Source organism: Cohnella sp. (assembly GCF_041641335.1).
GTDB lineage: Bacteria > Bacillota > Bacilli > Paenibacillales > Paenibacillaceae > Cohnella.
This window is the reverse complement of sequence record NZ_JBEPYQ010000001.1, coordinates 17,502-34,248: the sequence shown is the minus strand read 5'-3', so window position 1 is coordinate 34,248 and position 16,747 is coordinate 17,502. Positions and strand designations below refer to the sequence as shown.

16 protein-coding genes are annotated in these 16,747 nt (G+C 58.4%); 14 read left to right on the top strand and 2 right to left on the bottom strand.

The window, feature by feature from the left end:
- Window positions 1-34: 34 nt before the first annotated feature.
- Window positions 35-778: a sulfite exporter TauE/SafE family protein gene (locus ACESLM_RS00155; protein ID WP_372628849.1), complete on the bottom strand. Its 744-nt coding sequence runs from the start codon at window positions 776-778 to the stop codon at window positions 35-37.
- A gap of 415 nt (window positions 779-1,193) precedes the next feature.
- Between ACESLM_RS00155 and ACESLM_RS00150 the strand changes: the two genes are divergently transcribed.
- A complete protein-coding gene (locus tag ACESLM_RS00150) occupies window positions 1,194-1,493 on the top strand; it encodes a hypothetical protein (RefSeq protein ID WP_372628847.1) in 300 nt (99 codons plus the stop codon).
- Window positions 1,494-1,532: 39 nt separating this feature from the next.
- On the opposite strand, the gene ACESLM_RS00145 is transcribed toward ACESLM_RS00150, so the two are convergent.
- Window positions 1,533-1,979 (bottom strand): GNAT family N-acetyltransferase, encoded by a 447-nt coding sequence (locus ACESLM_RS00145; RefSeq protein ID WP_372628845.1) that lies wholly within the window; start codon window positions 1,977-1,979, stop codon window positions 1,533-1,535.
- A 495-nt stretch (window positions 1,980-2,474) separates the two neighbouring features.
- On the opposite strand from ACESLM_RS00145, the gene ilvB reads away from it, so the two are divergent.
- From ilvB to ACESLM_RS00080, 13 genes are all read left to right on the top strand, one after another.
- Entirely contained in the window at window positions 2,475-4,220 is a 1,746-nt protein-coding gene (gene ilvB / locus ACESLM_RS00140; protein WP_372628843.1) for a biosynthetic-type acetolactate synthase large subunit, read from the top strand.
- On the top strand, window positions 4,217-4,702 hold the full coding sequence (gene ilvN / locus ACESLM_RS00135) for an acetolactate synthase small subunit (protein WP_372628841.1): 486 nt from the start codon (window positions 4,217-4,219) through the stop codon (window positions 4,700-4,702). Before ilvB ends, ilvN begins: the two co-directional genes overlap by 4 nt.
- Window positions 4,703-4,857: 155 nt before the next feature.
- Window positions 4,858-5,850 carry a ketol-acid reductoisomerase gene (gene ilvC, locus ACESLM_RS00130; protein WP_372628839.1) on the top strand — a complete coding sequence of 331 codons (993 nt, stop codon included), beginning with the start codon at window positions 4,858-4,860 and terminating at the stop codon, window positions 5,848-5,850.
- 132 nt (window positions 5,851-5,982) lie between these two features.
- Window positions 5,983-7,533: a 2-isopropylmalate synthase gene (locus ACESLM_RS00125; RefSeq protein ID WP_372628837.1), complete on the top strand. Its 1,551-nt coding sequence runs from the start codon at window positions 5,983-5,985 to the stop codon at window positions 7,531-7,533.
- Between the two features lie 19 nt (window positions 7,534-7,552).
- Window positions 7,553-8,749 carry an aminotransferase-like domain-containing protein gene (locus ACESLM_RS00120; protein WP_372628835.1) on the top strand — a complete coding sequence of 399 codons (1,197 nt, stop codon included), beginning with the start codon at window positions 7,553-7,555 and terminating at the stop codon, window positions 8,747-8,749.
- 344 nt (window positions 8,750-9,093) lie between these two features.
- Window positions 9,094-10,173 carry a 3-isopropylmalate dehydrogenase gene (gene leuB, locus ACESLM_RS00115; RefSeq protein ID WP_372628833.1) on the top strand — a complete coding sequence of 360 codons (1,080 nt, stop codon included), beginning with the start codon at window positions 9,094-9,096 and terminating at the stop codon, window positions 10,171-10,173.
- Window positions 10,174-10,349: 176 nt separating this feature from the next.
- Window positions 10,350-10,775 carry a hypothetical protein gene (locus ACESLM_RS00110; protein ID WP_094045491.1) on the top strand — a complete coding sequence of 142 codons (426 nt, stop codon included), beginning with the start codon at window positions 10,350-10,352 and terminating at the stop codon, window positions 10,773-10,775.
- A 253-nt stretch (window positions 10,776-11,028) separates the two neighbouring features.
- Window positions 11,029-12,408, top strand: a complete 1,380-nt coding sequence (locus ACESLM_RS00105; RefSeq protein ID WP_372628831.1) for an ATP-binding protein — start codon at window positions 11,029-11,031, stop codon at window positions 12,406-12,408.
- Between the two features lie 88 nt (window positions 12,409-12,496).
- Window positions 12,497-13,822, top strand: coding sequence for an MFS transporter (locus ACESLM_RS00100; RefSeq protein ID WP_372628829.1), 1,326 nt, complete (start codon window positions 12,497-12,499; stop codon window positions 13,820-13,822).
- 205 nt (window positions 13,823-14,027) lie between these two features.
- Entirely contained in the window at window positions 14,028-14,402 is a 375-nt protein-coding gene (locus ACESLM_RS00095; RefSeq protein ID WP_372628827.1) for an IDEAL domain-containing protein, read from the top strand.
- A gap of 149 nt (window positions 14,403-14,551) precedes the next feature.
- The gene (locus ACESLM_RS00090) at window positions 14,552-14,848 is read left to right on the top strand and encodes a HesB/YadR/YfhF family protein (protein ID WP_372628825.1); all 297 of its coding nucleotides are present in this window, start codon (window positions 14,552-14,554) and stop codon (window positions 14,846-14,848) included.
- A 106-nt stretch (window positions 14,849-14,954) separates the two neighbouring features.
- Window positions 14,955-15,923 (top strand): aldolase catalytic domain-containing protein, encoded by a 969-nt coding sequence (locus tag ACESLM_RS00085; RefSeq protein ID WP_094045499.1) that lies wholly within the window; start codon window positions 14,955-14,957, stop codon window positions 15,921-15,923.
- A 155-nt stretch (window positions 15,924-16,078) separates the two neighbouring features.
- Complete coding sequence (locus tag ACESLM_RS00080) at window positions 16,079-16,735, top strand: hypothetical protein (protein WP_372628822.1); 657 nt, start codon at window positions 16,079-16,081, stop codon at window positions 16,733-16,735.
- Window positions 16,736-16,747: the final 12 nt, after the last annotated feature.

The following is a 16,747-nucleotide window of genomic DNA, read 5'->3' as shown; positions in this document are numbered from 1 at the left end:
AGGGAGAATTAACTGAGGGTCATGGGCGTCTTTGTTAGAAGAATATCAACTTCAGAGACCCCGCCGCCGACAGTCCGAGCACGCAATATTGGAACCAGCGCTCGGGCAGCTTGGCCAGCACGCGAATGCCGATCCAGGCTCCGACGACAATCGGAACGATCATCAGCGAGTTGAAGAGCATAGAATCCCGAGTAATGATGCCGAGCTGTATGGAGAAAGGCACCTTCAGCAGATTGACGAGGAAGAAAAACCAGGCGCCGGTGCCGACGAACACTTCCTTGGGCAGCTTCTTGGCCAGCAGGTAGATCGACATGACGCCTCCCGCGGCGTTGCCGATCATCGTCGCGAATCCGGCCGTTCCTCCCAGAAAAGGATTGAACCACGAAGCGAGCCATCCCTGGCCCGAGAATTTGTCGCCGAACCGCTCCCGAATAAGATGCAGCGCGATGAGCGCCAGCACGAGCCAGCCGATGGTCAGCTTGAGCACATGGTCGCTGACGACGTCCAGGAAGAAATAGCCTGCGACGACTCCGACCAAAACCCAAGGAATAAGCACGATCAAATATTTCCAGACGACCTTGCGCCGGTAGTAGGCGACGGCGATGATGTCCCCGAAAATGAGCATCGGCAGAATGATGCCTACGGAATCTTTAGCCGGGAACGCCATCGCCATCAGAGTCACCGCGAATATCCCCGAGCTCGGTATCCCCGTCTTCGAGAATCCGATCATTAGACCGGCGGCGACGCCGATCAAGAGCTCCAATCCGTCCAGTTGCAAGTAACCTCTCCCCGATCTCGCTGTTTCGTTCATTGTAACACGGGAGCCCATTTTCTGCCGTTGGGGATATTCCGCTTTTTATTGATAATCATTTTCATTTAGACTACGATAAAATTTGAATCGCGGAAGGAGTGAGGCGGGATGACGGAAGGAACGGGTTCAAGCAACCGCAATCGGTATTCACGTTGTTTTTGCACAGAATCGCCCTGGTGGGAAGGAGAATCGACGTATCCGTGAGCCGCATCGAAGCGCGCCGATCCGTTTGCGCCCCTATTTGCGGCACGCGGACAGAGGTACAAGCGCGACAAGCCTTCCGGCCATAAGCTGAAGGATGACGGACAACCGTAAACCGGCGCCTGTGCGGGAGCGAGGCGGGCGCCGCAGGCATGTCCGGCTAAGAAGGGAGAGGTGCGAAATGGCGAACATCACCCGTTCGCAAGCGCGGAAGCTGGTTGGAAAGCACGTCTACGCGGTCCGCAAGGACGGCTCGGTCGCTTCGGGCAAGCTTGTCCGGATCTCCGGAGACAAGCTCATTCTGGAACAGCCGCGAGGCAAAAAAGCGAGGACCAGCGCGATTCTTCCGCTCGTCCTGTTCGATCTGCTGGCGCTGGGCACGGTGGCCGGCGCAGGCTGGGGAGGCGGTTGGGGCGGAGGCGGCTGGGGAGGCGGCTTCGGCGGAGGATTGGACGGCGGATGGGGCGGTGGCTGGTGGTAAACGGCGGTCTCCGCCCGCGACGACGCCCTGTGCGCGCATTTACGTATATAAGGATTTGAAGAGCTCGACGACTTTTAACGACGGAATAACGCTGAGCGTATCGTAACCGAGCCGGCGGTAAAACCGCAGAGCCCGATAATTATGATCGTCGACGAATACGTGCGACGCGACGCAGCCCTGGCTTCGTCCGTAGATCTCGGCGCGCTGCATCAGCGCCGTTCCGAATTTGTTGTTCTGATGCCTGGAGTCCACGGCCAGCAAGTCGATGAACAGCTTCGGATGCCGAAACTCCATGTGGAGAAAGCCGAGCGGCGGGCTCCGGTCCGTCTTCGACGCGACCAGTGTAGCGCCTTTGCGAAGCCGCTTGACGACATCCGCATGCAATCTTCCGTCCCTGGGATGCTGCCAAGGGGAGATCGGAACGAGCTGCGTGCGGACGAGTTCCACGATGGCTTTGTCATCGCGAGTTCTTCTCCATCGGATCAACGGTATTCCTCCTTCTTTTTATAGAAGCTCGACATAGGCCCGGAAGCTGCGGAATTGCGGTTTTATAACGTATGAACAAGTCTTTCCGCCCGGAACGGCTAAGATGTGTATTGACGAATGTCCCGGCGGGGAATATAATAAATGCTAAATCGACTCAACATTCAATAGCCGTGATGAGGAAAAAGCGATAGGGCTCTTATGCTCAGAGAGCGTCGGATTAGCTGAGACCGATGCCTTAATCCCTGTTAGCGAAGTCTCCTCGGAGCTGTTCCCCTGAACCGCCGCAAGGCTCATTAGGGAGAATCGGAGTGGCGCTCGTTATTGCGCTTGGAGTACGAACGGCGGCATGATCTGCCTCGTACTTTATAAGGCCGTCATCGCGAGGTGACCGGCAAACTCGGGTGGTACCACGGAAGCTATTAGCCTTTCGTCCCTAGACGTCATGTTGTCGTCGGGACGAAGGGCTTTTTTGATTCGTTGAAAGGAGGAAAAAAGATGAGCGCACAGGAAACTACCATCAAATCCAAAGAAGAATTGATCGCAAAATGGAGCAAGCCGGAAGTGATCACCGGGTCGGAAATGCTGCTTCGCAGTCTGTTATTGGAGGGTGCGGAGTGCGTCTTCGGCTATCCGGGGGGCGCGGTGCTCTTCATCTACGACGCTATGCACGGCTTCGACGATTTCCACCATCTGTTGACGAGGCATGAGCAAGGCGCTATTCATGCGGCGGACGGCTACGCCCGTTCCACCGGCAAAGTCGGCGTCTGTATCGCGACTTCCGGCCCGGGGGCGACGAACCTGGTCACGGGCATCGCGACCGCGTATATGGATTCGGTGCCGCTGGTCGTCATTACGGGCAACGTAGCGACGCATTTGATCGGAACGGACGCTTTCCAAGAAGCGGATATCGTCGGCATCACGATGCCGATCACGAAGCACAGCTATCTCGTTCGCAAGGCGGAGGATCTGCCCCGCATCATTCACGAAGCATTCCATATTGCCAACAGCGGACGCAAAGGTCCGGTGCTCATCGATATTCCGAAGGACGTGTCGGCCGAGAAGACGCTGTTCCAGCCGGTATCCGGCGTGCAGCTTCGCGGATACAACCCGACGGTCCAGCCGAACAAAAACCAGTTGGACAAAATGCTCCGCGCGATCGAGAACGCGGAGAAGCCGGTCATTCTTGCCGGCGGCGGAGTCGTCTACTCCGGGGCGCACGAGGAGCTGTACGAGTTCGTCACGAAGACGGGCATCCCGACGACGACGACGCTGCTCGGTCTCGGCGGCTTCCCGAGCGGGAACGAACTGCACATGGGCATGCCGGGCATGCACGGCACGTGGACGGCGAACACGGCGATCCAGACGGCGGATCTGCTGATCAACATCGGCGCCCGCTTCGACGACCGCGTCACGGGCAAGCTTTCCGGCTTTGCGCCGCACGCGAAGATCGTCCACATCGACATCGATCCGGCGGAGATCGGCAAGAACGTCCCGACCGACATTCCGATCGTCGGCGACGTCAAAGCGGTGCTGCAGCAGGCGAACGCCCTTGTCAAACCTGCGGCGAAGGCGGATGCCTGGCGCAAGCAGATACAGGAATGGAAGGCCGAGAAGCCTTATTCCTACGTCGATTCGGAGACGGAACTGAAGCCGCAGTGGGTCGTCTCGATGATCCACGAGACGACGCGCGGCGACGCGATCGTCACGACGGACGTAGGCCAGCATCAGATGTGGGCGGCGCAATACTATCCGTTTAACCAGCCGCGTTCCTGGGTCACCTCGGGCGGTCTCGGAACGATGGGCTTCGGCTTCCCGTCCGCGATCGGCGCCCAGATGGGCAACCCGGACCGGACGGTCGTCTCGATCAACGGCGACGGCGGCATGCAGATGTGCGCCCAAGAGCTGGCGATTTGCGCGATCAACAACATTCCGGTCAAGGTCGTCATTATCAATAACCAGGTGCTCGGCATGGTTCGCCAATGGCAGGAGCTGGTTCACGAGAACCGTTTCAGCCATATCGATTTGGCCGGCAGCCCGGATTTCGTCAAGCTGGCGGAAGCTTATGGGGTGAAAGGCTATCGGGCCGCCAACAAGGACGACGCCCTTCGCGTCTGGAAGGAAGCGCTCGAGCATCCGGGTCCGGCGGTCGTGGAGTTCGTCGTCCGCAGGAACGAAAACGTCTATCCGATGGTTACCCAAGGTAGCACGATCGACCAGATGATCATGGGGGATGCCGAATGAACCGTAAATTTACGATAGCGATTCTCGTCAACGACCAGCCCGGCGTGCTGCAGCGGGTTTCCGGCCTGTTCGGCCGCCGCGGCTTCAATATCGAGAGCATTACCGTCGGAGCTTCCGAGGAACCGGGTCTGTCCCGTATGGTCATCGTCACGACGGGCGACGACCATACGCTGGAGCAGATTCAGAAGCAATTGTATAAGCTGATCGACGTCATCAAAGTCATCGACGTCAGCGGCAACCCGATGGTCGGCCGCGAGCTCGCCCTGATCAAGATCAGCGCCGAGCCGTCGATGCGCCCCGAAATTCTCGGCATCGTGGAGACGTTCCGCGCGGCGGTCGTGGATATCGGCCCGTCGAGCCTGATCGTTCAGGTCGTCGGCGATTCGGATAAGATCGACGCGATGATCGAACTGCTTAAGCCGTACGGCATCCGCGAGCTGTCCCGGACGGGCGTAACGGCGATGAATAGGGGCGCCAGATAAGGAGCCCTCAGTCTGGACAAGCAATCGTACCCGCGGAGCGGGTATTCGAGGAGAGAAGCCTGACGCGCGCACCAGGCCGCCGGAGCCGTCTCTCTTGGAACGCCCGCTTCGAGGGTCGACAAATATTGACTTATTTTAAGGAGGAACACAGTTCAATGGCAGTTAACTTGTTTCACGAGAAAGACGCCGACCTCGGCGTTCTTAAAGGCAAAACGATCGCAGTTATCGGTTACGGCAGCCAAGGACACGCGCAAGCGCAAAACCTCCGCGACAGCGGCGTAAACGTCATCATCGGCCTACGCGAAGGCAAATCCGCGGAAAGCGCGCGCAACGACGGCTTCGAAGTGCTGTCCGTCGCCGACGCTACCCGCAAAGCGGACGTCGTGCAAATTCTGATGCCGGACGAGACGCAAGCAAGCGTCTATAAAAACGAAATCGAGCCAAACCTGAAAAAAGGCGCCGCTCTGATGTTCTCCCACGGCTTTAACGTACACTTCGGCCAAATCGTCGCTCCGGCGGACGCGGACGTTCTGCTCGTCGCTCCGAAATCCCCGGGCCACATGGTTCGCCGCACTTACGTCGAAGGCTTCGGCGTTCCGGGACTGATCGCCATTCATCAGAACGGCACAGGCAAGGCGTTTGAGATCGGCATGGCTTACGCCAAAGGCATCGGCTGTACCCGCGCCGGGGTTATCGAGACGACGTTCAAGGAAGAAACGGAAACCGACCTGTTCGGCGAACAAGCCGTTCTGTGCGGCGGCGCTTCCGCGCTCGTCAAAGCCGGCTTCGAAACGCTCGTCGAAGCGGGTTACGCGCCTGAGATGGCTTACTTCGAGTGCTTGCACGAGCTGAAGCTGATCGTCGACCTGATGTACGAAGGCGGACTGGCTTCCATGCGCCACTCCATCTCCAACACGGCGGAGTACGGCGACTACGTCACCGGCCCTCGCGTCGTAACGGAAGAGACGAAGAAGGAAATGAAACGCGTGCTGTCCGACATCCAACAAGGCAAGTTCGCTCGCGACTTCATCCTCGAAAACCAATCCGGACGCGCCTTCCTGACGGCTACTCGCCGCAACGAAGCCGAGCATCCGATCGAAGTCGTCGGCGCTCAGCTGCGCGGCCTGATGCACTGGATCAAGAAATAAGACCAACCGCCACGCGCGGATACGAAACCCCGGCATGCGCTGCCGGGGTTTTTGTTAAATAACGACAGACGGTGTGCTATAATTTGAAGATAGCTCAGATTTGCTTCAGGAGGTGCGGGTAATTCCCCCGACATGAGAAAAATTTATATTTTCGACACGACGCTTCGCGACGGAGAGCAGTCTCCGGGCGTGAACTTGAACACTCAAGAGAAGGTTGAAATCGCGCTGCAGCTCGAGAAGCTGGGCGTCGACCGCATTGAGGCCGGTTTCCCCGCCGCTTCTCCAGGAGACCTGGCGGCGGTTAACGCCGTGGCGAAAGCGGTCAAGAACGCCACCGTCATCGGTCTTGCCCGTTCGCGGGAGCAGGATATCGACGCCGTGAAGGAAGCGCTTAAAGGCGCGGAAGATCCGGGTATCCATCTGTTCCTGGCTACTTCCCCGATTCACCGCCAGCACAAGCTGCGGATGGATAAGGATCAGGTGCTGGAGACGGCGGATCGGGCGATTCGCTATGCCAAGCAATATTTCGACAAAATCGAATTTTCTCCCGAAGACGCGGGCCGCACCGAACTGGACTATCTGTGCCAGGTCGCGGAAATGGCGATCAACGCCGGCGCGACCGTCGTCAACATTCCGGACACGGTCGGCTACATGACGCCCCAGGAGTTCGGCAACATCTTCAAAGTGCTGAAGGAAAAGGTGCCGGGGATCGAGCGCATTCAGCTGTCCGCCCACTGCCATGACGATCTCGGCATGGCGACCGCGAACGCGCTGGCCGCGATTCTGAACGGAGCCGACCAGGTGGAAGGCACGATCAACGGCATCGGCGAACGCGCCGGCAACACCGCGCTGGAGGAAGTGGCATTGACGCTGGCGACGCGCGCGGAGTTCTTCCAGGCGACGACGACGCTGAACCTGAAGGAGATCGCGCGCACGAGCCGCCTCGTCAGCAAGCTGACCGGTATGGTCGTGCCGGGCAACAAGGCGATCGTCGGCGCGAACGCGTTCGCGCACGAGTCCGGCATTCACCAGGACGGCGTGCTGAAGGAGAAGACGACGTACGAGATCATTTCGCCGGAGACGATCGGCCTGCGCGACAGCAAGCTGGTGCTCGGCAAGCACTCCGGACGCCACGCGTTCCGCGAGAAGCTGATCGATCTCGGCTACGAGCAGCTGACGGAAGATCAAGTGAACGCCGCGTTCGGCAAGTTCAAGGATCTCGCCGACCGCAAGAAGAACGTCAGCGACGAGGACATTCGCGCGCTGCTCGAAGAGAAGCTCGTCGAGACGCCGGAAGTATTCGCCCTGGAGAAGCTGGTCGTGTCGTTCGACAGCCATGCGACTCCGACGGCGACGGTTACGCTGAAGACGCAGCAAGGCATCGTGAAGAAGGAGTCCGAGGGCAACGGCTCGGTCGACGCGATCTATCAGGCGATCGACGCGCTGACCGGCGAGACGGTCGAATTGGACGATTATACGATCAAGTCGGTTACGGACGGAACGGACGCGCTGGGCGAAGTCCACGTCGTTCTGAAGCAAGGGGATACGTCCGCTCAAGGACGCGGAGTCAGCACGGACATTCTGGAAGCGAGCGCACGTGCCTACGTGGACGCGCTGAACAGGCTCATCGACAAACGCAACGCGCCTGCGCGCAACAAGCGCGACAACGTCACTCTGATCTAACAGAAATGGGGAGCTTCGGATGAACTATCGGTATTCCAAAAGGCTCGACTCCTTCTCCTCGTCGGCGGTTCGGGAAATTCTAAAGCTGACGCAGAGAAAATCGATCATCTCTTTCGCGGGCGGACTGCCCGCGGAGGAGCATTTTCCGGTCGCGGCGATCGGGGAAGCGTTCGAGCGGGTGCTGGCGGCGGGCAACAAGGCGCTGCAGTACGGCTTGACGGAGGGTTACCTCCCGCTTCGCGAGAGCATCTGCAAGTGGATGGAGCCTAAAGGCGTAACGATTACGCCGGACGATCTGCTCATCACGACCGGCTCGCAGCAGGCGATCGATCTGCTGACGCGGATCTACATCGACCCGGGCGACGTCATCCTGGTCGAGAAACCGACTTATCTGTCGGCGCTGCAGGTGTTCCGCTCGTACGGCGCAACGCTCGTCTCCGTCGAAGCTGACGAGGACGGCATGGTGCTGGACGATCTGGCGGCCAAGCTGAAGGAGCATTCTCCCAAGCTGGTGTACGTCATCCCGACGTTTTCCAACCCGACGGGCAAGGCGTGGAGCCTGGAGCGCCGCAAGGGAGTGCTGGAGCTGTGCCGCGCGAGCGACGCGCTCATTCTCGAGGACGATCCGTACGGCGAGTTGAAATTCGGCGACGCGTCCGTGACTTATCCTTCTTTATTTTCGCTGGATGAGCATCCGCAAGGCTCATGCGTCGTCTATACGAGCACGTTTTCCAAGACGGTTGCCCCGGCGCTGCGCACCGGCTGGGTCATGGCCGATCCGGAAGTGATCCGCCATCTGGCCCGTGCCAAGCAGGCCGCGGACTTGCATTCGAGCTCTCTCGACCAGCAAGCGCTGCATCAGTTGATCGAGCACTTCGATCTCGCGGGCCACATCGAGTTCGTTCGCAAGGAATACGAAGCACGCATGCGCCAGATGGCCGAACTGCTGTCGCAGCAGCAATGGCCGGGCGTGACGTGGAACGAGCCGAAGGGCGGCATGTTCTTCTGGCTGGAGCTGCCGGAGTCGATAGACACCGGGGAACTGCTCAAGATGGCCGTCGACCTGGGCGTGGCGTTCGTGCCGGGCGTCTCGTTCTTCGCGGACGGCTCGGGCAAGAGCACGATGCGGCTCAACTTCACGCACAACGACTTCGAAGGCACGGTTGCAGGCATGAAGCGTCTCAATCAGGCGATGGAGAGCGTTCTGGTGAAGTAAAACCGGGTTTTCAAGGGTTGGGCGGGACGTTCCCTGCCCAACCCTTTGTGCGCGCCAGAGAGTGTAAATTCCGTAGCATTGCTTATCCGATTCGTCTTCGACAACAACTCCGAGCGCTCCGACAGGACTGTGGCGAGGGCCCGAGGCCAAAAAAGTGCCTAAGTGGACGGGACTTGGGAGCTTGGAGGCCAAAAAAGTGCCTTAGCGATCGGGATACGAGCGGAGACATAGGCGTTGCCTATAGAAACGATAGTTATTATATATTTTCATTCGCGGACGAAGTGTACTACAATTGAGAGAAAGTCTCAATGGACAATAACCTACAGGTGGAGTGGATACGACAGATGTCAGAAGTTAAAAAAATCGCCGTCATCGCCGGAGACGGCATCGGCCCGGAAGTCGTCGCGGAAGCGATCAAAGTGATGAAGAAGACGGAGGAGCTGTTCGGCTACAAGTTCGAATTCCAGCACGGCCTGTTCGGCGGCATCGCCATCGACGAGAAGGGTACTCCCCTTCCGCAGGAGACGCTTGAAATTTGCCAAAACTCAGACGCCGTGCTGCTTGGAGCGGTAGGCGGCCCGAAATGGGACAACAATTCGAAGGAGCTCCGTCCGGAGACCGGATTGCTCGGCATCCGCAAAGCGCTCGGCCTGTTCTCCAACATTCGTCCGGCGGTCGTGTTCGATTGCCTGAAGGATGCCTCCACGTTGAAACCGGAAGTGCTGGAAGGCACCGACCTGATCGTCGTTCGCGAGCTGACGGGCGGCATCTACTTCGGCGAGAAGTTCCGCCGCGACGGCGCGCAAGGCCAGGAAGCCGTCGACACCTGCGTCTATAACGTAACGGAAATCGAGCGCATCGTTCGCCAAGCGTTCGAAGTGGCTCAGAAGCGCAGCAAGCGTCTGGCTTCCGTCGATAAAGCGAACGTACTGGAAACGTCCCGCCTGTGGAGAGAGACGGTTAACCGCATCGCTCCGGAATATCCGGACGTCGAGCTGGAGCATGTGCTCGTCGACAACTGCGCGATGCAGCTGCTGCGCCGTCCGTCGAGCTTCGACGTTATCGTGACGGAAAACATGTTCGGCGACATTCTGAGCGACGAAGCGGCGATGCTGACCGGTTCGATCGGCATGCTGTCGTCGGCGTCGCTGGGCGAAGGCAGCTTCGGCCTGTACGAGCCGGTGCACGGCTCCGCTCCTGATATTGCCGGCCAAGGCATCGCCAACCCGATCGCGACGATTCTGTCCGTCGCGCTCATGTTCCGCCTGACGTTCGGCTACGAGGACGCTGCGACCGCGATCGAGACGGCCGTCAAAAACGTGCTCGACGCCGGACACCGCACCGGAGACATCGCGACCGACAAGAGCAGCGCGATCGGCACGACCGCCATGGGCGATCTGATCGTCGCGGCATTGGCCAAGTAATCGAAGACCGCCCGAACGAGGGCGATCGTCATAGTAACTCCCCGGGGCAAGCGCCAAGCGCCCCGGGGAGTTTTTAACCTCGTGTCCTCATTTTCCGGCAGGAATTGTGTTCATGCGTAGAGAATATAGTGAGAAGAATAAGGGATACCGATTTAGCGATTCAGGGAGGGAAGGCGATGAGCTTTTGCTGTGGAGCTAGCATGATCGGGACGAAAGGGACGCTGAAGCATTACCGGACGAGAATCCATAACGTGCCGATTTTGTTTTGTCCCGTATGCCATCGGGTCGAAGTCCACTACCTGGTGGAGAACGAATACGAAATTTTGGCCGAATATGCGCATGGCGACGGAGCATCTGAAGTCGACTTCCAGGATTACGTCGATGAATCGGATAAAGCGCTGCACGAAAATTGCGTGAACAACGAAGAGGAAGATCCGATGGCGATCGTGCAAAATCAGATCGACATGTCTCTCGATCTGCTGACCTTCGCCAAGGAGCTTGGCGATACGGAATGGCAGCAGCAGTTGAAGAAGCGTCTGATCGTCCTCAGCCAACGGCGCCACAAGCTTAAGCTGAAGCGCGCGCCGGGCGGAGCGGTCTAGGGCGTGCATACACGCCCCAGGCAATGCGATAGAAAAGGAACAAGTTCGGAGCTGTCCGGCGGGTCGTACGATCATGCCGGGCCGCTCCTTTTTTTGCGGATTTATTCGACAAAAGTCTCATGACTTCGGTCCGTATGCGTTCGTCACGACTCGACAACTTCTTCGGTTGACATCCGCGATCGTTAATAGATATGATTTGGTTAATTTGAAGCGGCGGGGTCTGAGACTGCTCTGGCAATGGAGGGTTCTCGATATGAACGGATGGAAAACTCGATATTTTCCGGTTCTTGCGGAGTTCGCCCGAAGCGGCGGACACGTCGTTCGACCGGAAATGCAGGAGCTGTGGATCGAACTGATCGGATTGCCGGCATCCGTTATTCTTAGGCACCATGAAGAGAGCGTAAAGTTTCTGCTTTCCTACGCGGAACCAGAAGACCGGATGACGTTAGTCCACCGGTCTCTTTTATTTATTACCGAGCTGCTCGTTTCCTTGCGCCTGCCCGAAGCGGCCGCGGCCGAAGAGAAGCGGGACGAGGACAAGCTGCTCTATAACGCCGGAGCGATCCACTCGGAGCACATCGACGAGACGACTTCGAACAAATTTGAAACCGTTCTCCAACATATGGACAGCGGAGTCGCTCTATTCGATGCCGCGGGCAACCTCCGATTCGTGAACGTGCAAATGTCGAAAATGTTGAAGGCTCCTCGCAAGGCGTTGATCGGAAGCACGCTGTTCCGGCTTTTTTTTCACGAAAGCCTGAGCCGGTCGATCCGCAAGCACGTTCTGAGAATTTACCGGGGATTGGCGCTGTACCGCCGCTATCACGACGAGTTCCAGGACGCCGCCGGACGCCACCTGCTGGTCAGCATCTCGCAGCCGGACGAGCTGGAGGGAGATTACCTGGTCAGCGTGAAGGACGTGTCGGAGTATAAGCTGATCGAGCAGGCGGCATTCCAGAACGACAAGCTGGCGATGCTTGGCAAGACCGCGGCGGCGATCGCCCACGAAATCCGCAATCCGCTCACTTCGATCAGAGGGTTCATCCAGCTGCTTAACCCCTATTTATCGGAGATCGGCAAGCAGGAATACGGCAGAATTATTTTGTCGGAGATCGATCGGGCCAACGACATCATTTACGAGTTCCTGAACTCCTCCAAGCCGTCCGCGCCGATGAAGCAGAAGGTTCTCGTGGACATGCTGCTCAGGGAGTCGATTCTCATTTCCGAGAGCGAAGCGAACATGAAGGGCTGCGAAATCCATTGCGAGAACTTCGAGCCGGGGCTGACCGTGGCGGTCGACGTGAAGCAGATCAAGCAGGTGCTGCTGAACATCATGAAGAACGCGATAGACGCTATTCAGGACATGATCGGGGAGAGAAAAGGACGCATCGATATATCGGCCAGAACGGAGGGCAGGTTCGCGGTCATTTCGATCAGGGACAACGGAAAAGGGATGGAGAGAGCGATTCTGAACCGGCTGTTCGATCCGTTCTTCACGACGAAGGAAGCCGGCACGGGATTGGGGCTGTCGGTCAGCTACCGGATCATCACCAACCATGGAGGCACCATTCAAGTGAACAGCCAAATTCGCGAAGGAACCGAATTCATGATTTATTTGCCTTACGTCGAGTAGTACGAGTAAAATCGGTGTAGCTGCGCAGGATTCGCGGCGATGAGGGAACTTCTCGGTAACATTCGGTACAACATGGGGGAACATCGCGATGAGCGGTTGGATCAAAGGAATGAAGCGCGCGCTCTCGGTCCGCAGAAGCGAATCCGAGAACCGCAAAAGCCTCAGAATCTCGTTGATCGAGGGCATTCCGGCGAATATATTGGGAAATCTGCTTGGCGGTCCGTTACAGACCGTCTTTTTGACGTATCTCGGGTTTAGCGCGTTCCATATCGGTCTCGTGCTGGCGATACCGCCGTTCGCCCTGCTCATTCAGGTGCTGATCGCGTTCGCGATGCAGAGCTGGCACAATCGCCGGTTTTTCGTCGCGCTGTTCGGCATCGTCCACCGGACGGTGTGGGTCGGAACCGGGCTGATCCCGCTGGCGTTTCCGGAGGATTCCTGGATCCCGGTCTATCTGGCCATGTGGCTCGTCTGCATGGTTTCCGGCCAGGCCGGAGGCGTCGTATGGACGTCACTGATGGCGGACATCGTTCCCGCCAGCGTCAGGGGCAAATATTTCGGCATCCGCAACACGGTCCACTGGGCCGTCGTCTGCATGACGCTGCTGCTCGGAGGGCAGATTATGGAATGGCTGCCGGGTCCTCGCGGATTCGTCGTGCTGTTCGGCATCAGCGCCGCCTGCGTCGTCTGGAACGGCTGGGCGCTGACGCAATATCCGAACCCTCCTTTTCAACCTTCGGAGAGCGGAAAGTCGCTTCGCATGTTCGCGCGTCCGTTCGCGGACCGGCGGTTTCTGATGGCGACGCTGTTCATCGCCCTGTTCATTTTGCTGCAGAATGTCGCCGTTCCGCTGTTCGCGTACGTCATGCTTGAAGTGATGAAGCTGAGCGCAAGCAAAGTCACGCTGATTATCATGCTGCAAAATCTGGTGATGATGATCAGCTACTATTATTGGGGATTGCTCAACAGCCGGTATTCAACGAACGCGCTTCTGCTCTGGACGTTCCCGATGATCGCGGGGTCGTGCGCGATCTGGGCGGGCATGGCCGCTCTGCCGGCGCTGCTCATTCTAATCGTCGCGCACGCGCTGCTCGGCTTCGGGCTGGCCGGCTACAACCTGCTCGTATTCAACTTCCTGATCGGGGATTCTCCCAAATCGGAGAGGCCGATGTACGTCGCCGTCTTCTCGGCTTTCACGGGCATTGCGGGATTCGTCGGGCCGATTGCGGGCGGGTGGCTGTACGATCAAGCGGTCGGCGGGCCGCTGTGGATTCAATCCTACGGCATCGCTTCGTTCGCGGGCGCGGCTCTGATGGCGCTGTCGCTAGCGGTCGCGCCGTTCGTGTTCAGAAGCGGACGGCGTCCGGGCGGGCCGAAGCCTATACCTCGTTCCGGCGAAATGCATAAAGTATAGCATAGGGCCGGCGGCAGCCGCGGCGGAGGCTGTCGAACGGCGGAATTGACAATCGCAACTGTAATATTTATAATTACAGTATATCCAGTGGCGGAAATAGACGGCGAGCAGGCAGCAATGCGGATCGTCGATTTTTTTCTCCGAATTGTAATATAAGTAGTTACAGTTTTGCGCAATCCATATTTATAGACGGGCGGTGGGCAACATGAAATTCGAGATCGGCGATTGGGTGCAAGCCAAGACGAGAAACGGGGAATTCGTGCACGGGTTTATCGAGTCGATAGATCATTCGAAAGGATTGGCGAAAGTATTCGTCGTCCGCTCCGATAACGAGGAGTCGACGGGCAAATCGACCTCCGTGCTGGAGCACTGGCTTCGGGAATTGCCGTCTTACGCGATGGACGAGGAGAGTTCGCTGTACAATCTGATCGACCTCGCGCTGGCGACTCGAGACGAATCGTGGTTCATGGAATTGACCCGTTCGCTGGCCGCGCGTTCCGGGCAGGAGTGCCAAGCGGAAGGATATTCCTTCCGTCGTAAGGCGCCCGTCAATCGGCTGGGGCATACGGCAAGGCCGTAAGCCCGGTCGTCCGGAGCCTCCGCAAGGCGGGGCGATATCGAAGCGGGACGAGCTTGGCGCGGAAATTTGGATAGACTGGGCCGGATCTCTTGTGATCCGGCTCATTTCTTTATCGGGCGGATGGAGGTAGAATGGAAGGGGACCCAAAATTGAAAGATGAGGTGTTGGATATGGAACTGATCGTTACGCCTTCCGCGCTGTCATGCTTCAAAGGGGAATGGGGAATCGCCGACGGGGAAACGGTAAGAGTGTTCGTGCGTTACGTTAGCGGAGGGGAGCTTCCTTTTGCCTTCGGCATTACGCGGGACACGCCGATCGACGCCGCGGTGACGACGGTCGCCGACCGGGTGACCTTCTACATGGAGAGCAAGGACGTCTGGTTTCTGGAGGGCAGAAGTCTGCGCATCGATTGCCGCGGCGAAGACATCGTATTCCAATTCTCCTGAAGCCGATCGATTAGAGGTAGCAAACCCGCGCGGTTTGATGTAAACTAATAATCATTATATTTCGACACAGGTATCCGCGGGGCCGAGAAAAGGAGAATTCAGAATCATGACGGTACATAGCAAGACGAATCACTGCAAGATCGTGGACTGCACCGTTCGCGACGGAGGGTTGGTCAACAACTGGGATTTCAGCGTGGAGTTCGTGCAGGATCTGTACGAGTCGTTGAACGCGGCCGGCGTGGAGTATATGGAGGTCGGCTACAAAAATTCACCCAAGCTGCTGAAGAGCGAAGGCAAGGAAGGTCCGTGGAGATTTCTGAACGACGACTTTCTGCGCAAGGTGATCGGCGAGAAGAAACGCACGAAGCTGTCCGCGCTCGTCGACGTCGGACGCGTGGACGAGAACGACGTGCTCGAGCGCAGCGAGTCGATGCTCGACCTGATCCGCGTCGCCTGCTACGCCCGCGACACCGCGAAGGCGATCGATCTGGGCACGCTGTTCCATAAGCGCGGCTACGAGACGACGATCAACATCATGGCGCTGTCCGGCGTTATGGACAATGAGCTGAACGAGTCGCTGGCGATGATCAACGACAGCCCGATCGACGTCGTCTATATCGTCGACTCCTACGGCAGCCTGGACCCGGACGATATCCGCTACCTGGTGGATAAGTTCAGCCGCACGCTGAAGAACAAACGTCTGGGCGTGCATACGCACAACAACCTGCAGCTGGCGTTCGCCAATACGCTGACCGCGGCGCAGCTCGGCGTCGAGCTGCTGGACTCGTCCGTCTTCGGCATGGGGCGCGCTGCCGGCAATACGCCGACCGAGCTGCTGCTCGCCAAGCTGACCCGTCCGGAGTACAGTCTTCGCCCGGTGCTCGGCATGATCGAGAAGCACATGATCAAGCTGCGCGAGAAGGAAGAATGGGGCTACCTGATCCCCGACATGATTACCGGTACGCTGGACGAGCATCCGAGATCCGCCATGGGCTGGAGAGCCTCGGACAAGCGCGATCTGTTCACGGAGTTTTACGACAAGATGACGACTCCGGAAGTGTATCAGGGCAAATAAGCGGATTGACGTATCGGAGAAGTCTCCCCTCGGCGGGGAGGCTTTTTTTGCTTGTTTAGCGGCGTTCCCGATCCGATTGGCCAAGGTTTATTTTGACAAAAATCGTTAAATAGGCTATTGTTTTGTCAAAAGATGGCAAGTTGGGGGGCGCTTGGATGAGGGGTACGGAGCAAGAGGAAGGCTGGATAACCGACACGGAGAAGGTTATGGAACCCGAACAGACGACCCGTCTGGCGAACGCGATTCGCAGACTGCGCAACCGGGCTCGCCTGCCGTCGCTAATGCCGGACGGAGTCTGGCATCCCGGCATCGACGAAGAGCTGGACGGCGTGTCGCCGGAGCGGCTGTCGGGAGGACGGGCGGACGGAATTCCGTCCGCGCTCGCTTATTTGGCCGCGCTCCACTTGTGGAACGACAGCCTGAAGCGCGCCCACGATCTGGTCGAACGGCTCGGGACGCCGACGGGGAGCTTGCTGCACGGCATCGTTCACCGGCGCGAAGGAGATTTCGACAACGCGAGCTACTGGTTTCGCCAGGCCGGCAATCACCCCGCCTACCATGGCTTGCAGGCGAGGGCGGCAGCTTATCTTCGGCAGCATCCGGTCGCAGACGGACCGACCAGGGAGGCCGCCGGCCAAATCGCCGCGCAGGGGAGCTGGAATCCTTATTTGTTCGTAACCGCCGCAGCGATGCAGGCGTACCGGATCGGCGACGAAGAAGCCCGCGACAAGCTGGAATACGTGCAGCAGCTGGAGCTTGAGGCGGTCATGCGCTTCCTGGAAGGCAGCTTGGGAGCGCTTCGCGACGACTAGCGGACCGGTCCC

Excerpts from the sequence above, each read along its gene's own strand:
- ACESLM_RS00150 (WP_372628847.1), top strand. The coding sequence starts at position 1,194 with ATGGCGAACATCACCCGTTCGCAAGCGCGGAAGCTGGTTGGAAAGCAC.
- ilvB (WP_372628843.1), top strand. The coding sequence starts at position 2,475 with ATGAGCGCACAGGAAACTACCATCAAATCCAAAGAAGAATTGATCGCA.
- ilvN (WP_372628841.1), top strand. The coding sequence starts at position 4,217 with ATGAACCGTAAATTTACGATAGCGATTCTCGTCAACGACCAGCCCGGC.
- ilvC (WP_372628839.1), top strand. The coding sequence starts at position 4,858 with ATGGCAGTTAACTTGTTTCACGAGAAAGACGCCGACCTCGGCGTTCTT.
- ACESLM_RS00125 (WP_372628837.1), top strand. The coding sequence starts at position 5,983 with ATGAGAAAAATTTATATTTTCGACACGACGCTTCGCGACGGAGAGCAG.
- ACESLM_RS00120 (WP_372628835.1), top strand. The coding sequence starts at position 7,553 with ATGAACTATCGGTATTCCAAAAGGCTCGACTCCTTCTCCTCGTCGGCG.
- leuB (WP_372628833.1), top strand. The coding sequence starts at position 9,094 with ATGTCAGAAGTTAAAAAAATCGCCGTCATCGCCGGAGACGGCATCGGC.
- ACESLM_RS00110 (WP_094045491.1), top strand. The coding sequence starts at position 10,350 with ATGAGCTTTTGCTGTGGAGCTAGCATGATCGGGACGAAAGGGACGCTG.
- ACESLM_RS00105 (WP_372628831.1), top strand. The coding sequence starts at position 11,029 with ATGAACGGATGGAAAACTCGATATTTTCCGGTTCTTGCGGAGTTCGCC.
- ACESLM_RS00100 (WP_372628829.1), top strand. The coding sequence starts at position 12,497 with ATGAGCGGTTGGATCAAAGGAATGAAGCGCGCGCTCTCGGTCCGCAGA.
- ACESLM_RS00095 (WP_372628827.1), top strand. The coding sequence starts at position 14,028 with ATGAAATTCGAGATCGGCGATTGGGTGCAAGCCAAGACGAGAAACGGG.
- ACESLM_RS00085 (WP_094045499.1), top strand. The coding sequence starts at position 14,955 with ATGACGGTACATAGCAAGACGAATCACTGCAAGATCGTGGACTGCACC.
- ACESLM_RS00080 (WP_372628822.1), top strand. The coding sequence starts at position 16,079 with ATGAGGGGTACGGAGCAAGAGGAAGGCTGGATAACCGACACGGAGAAG.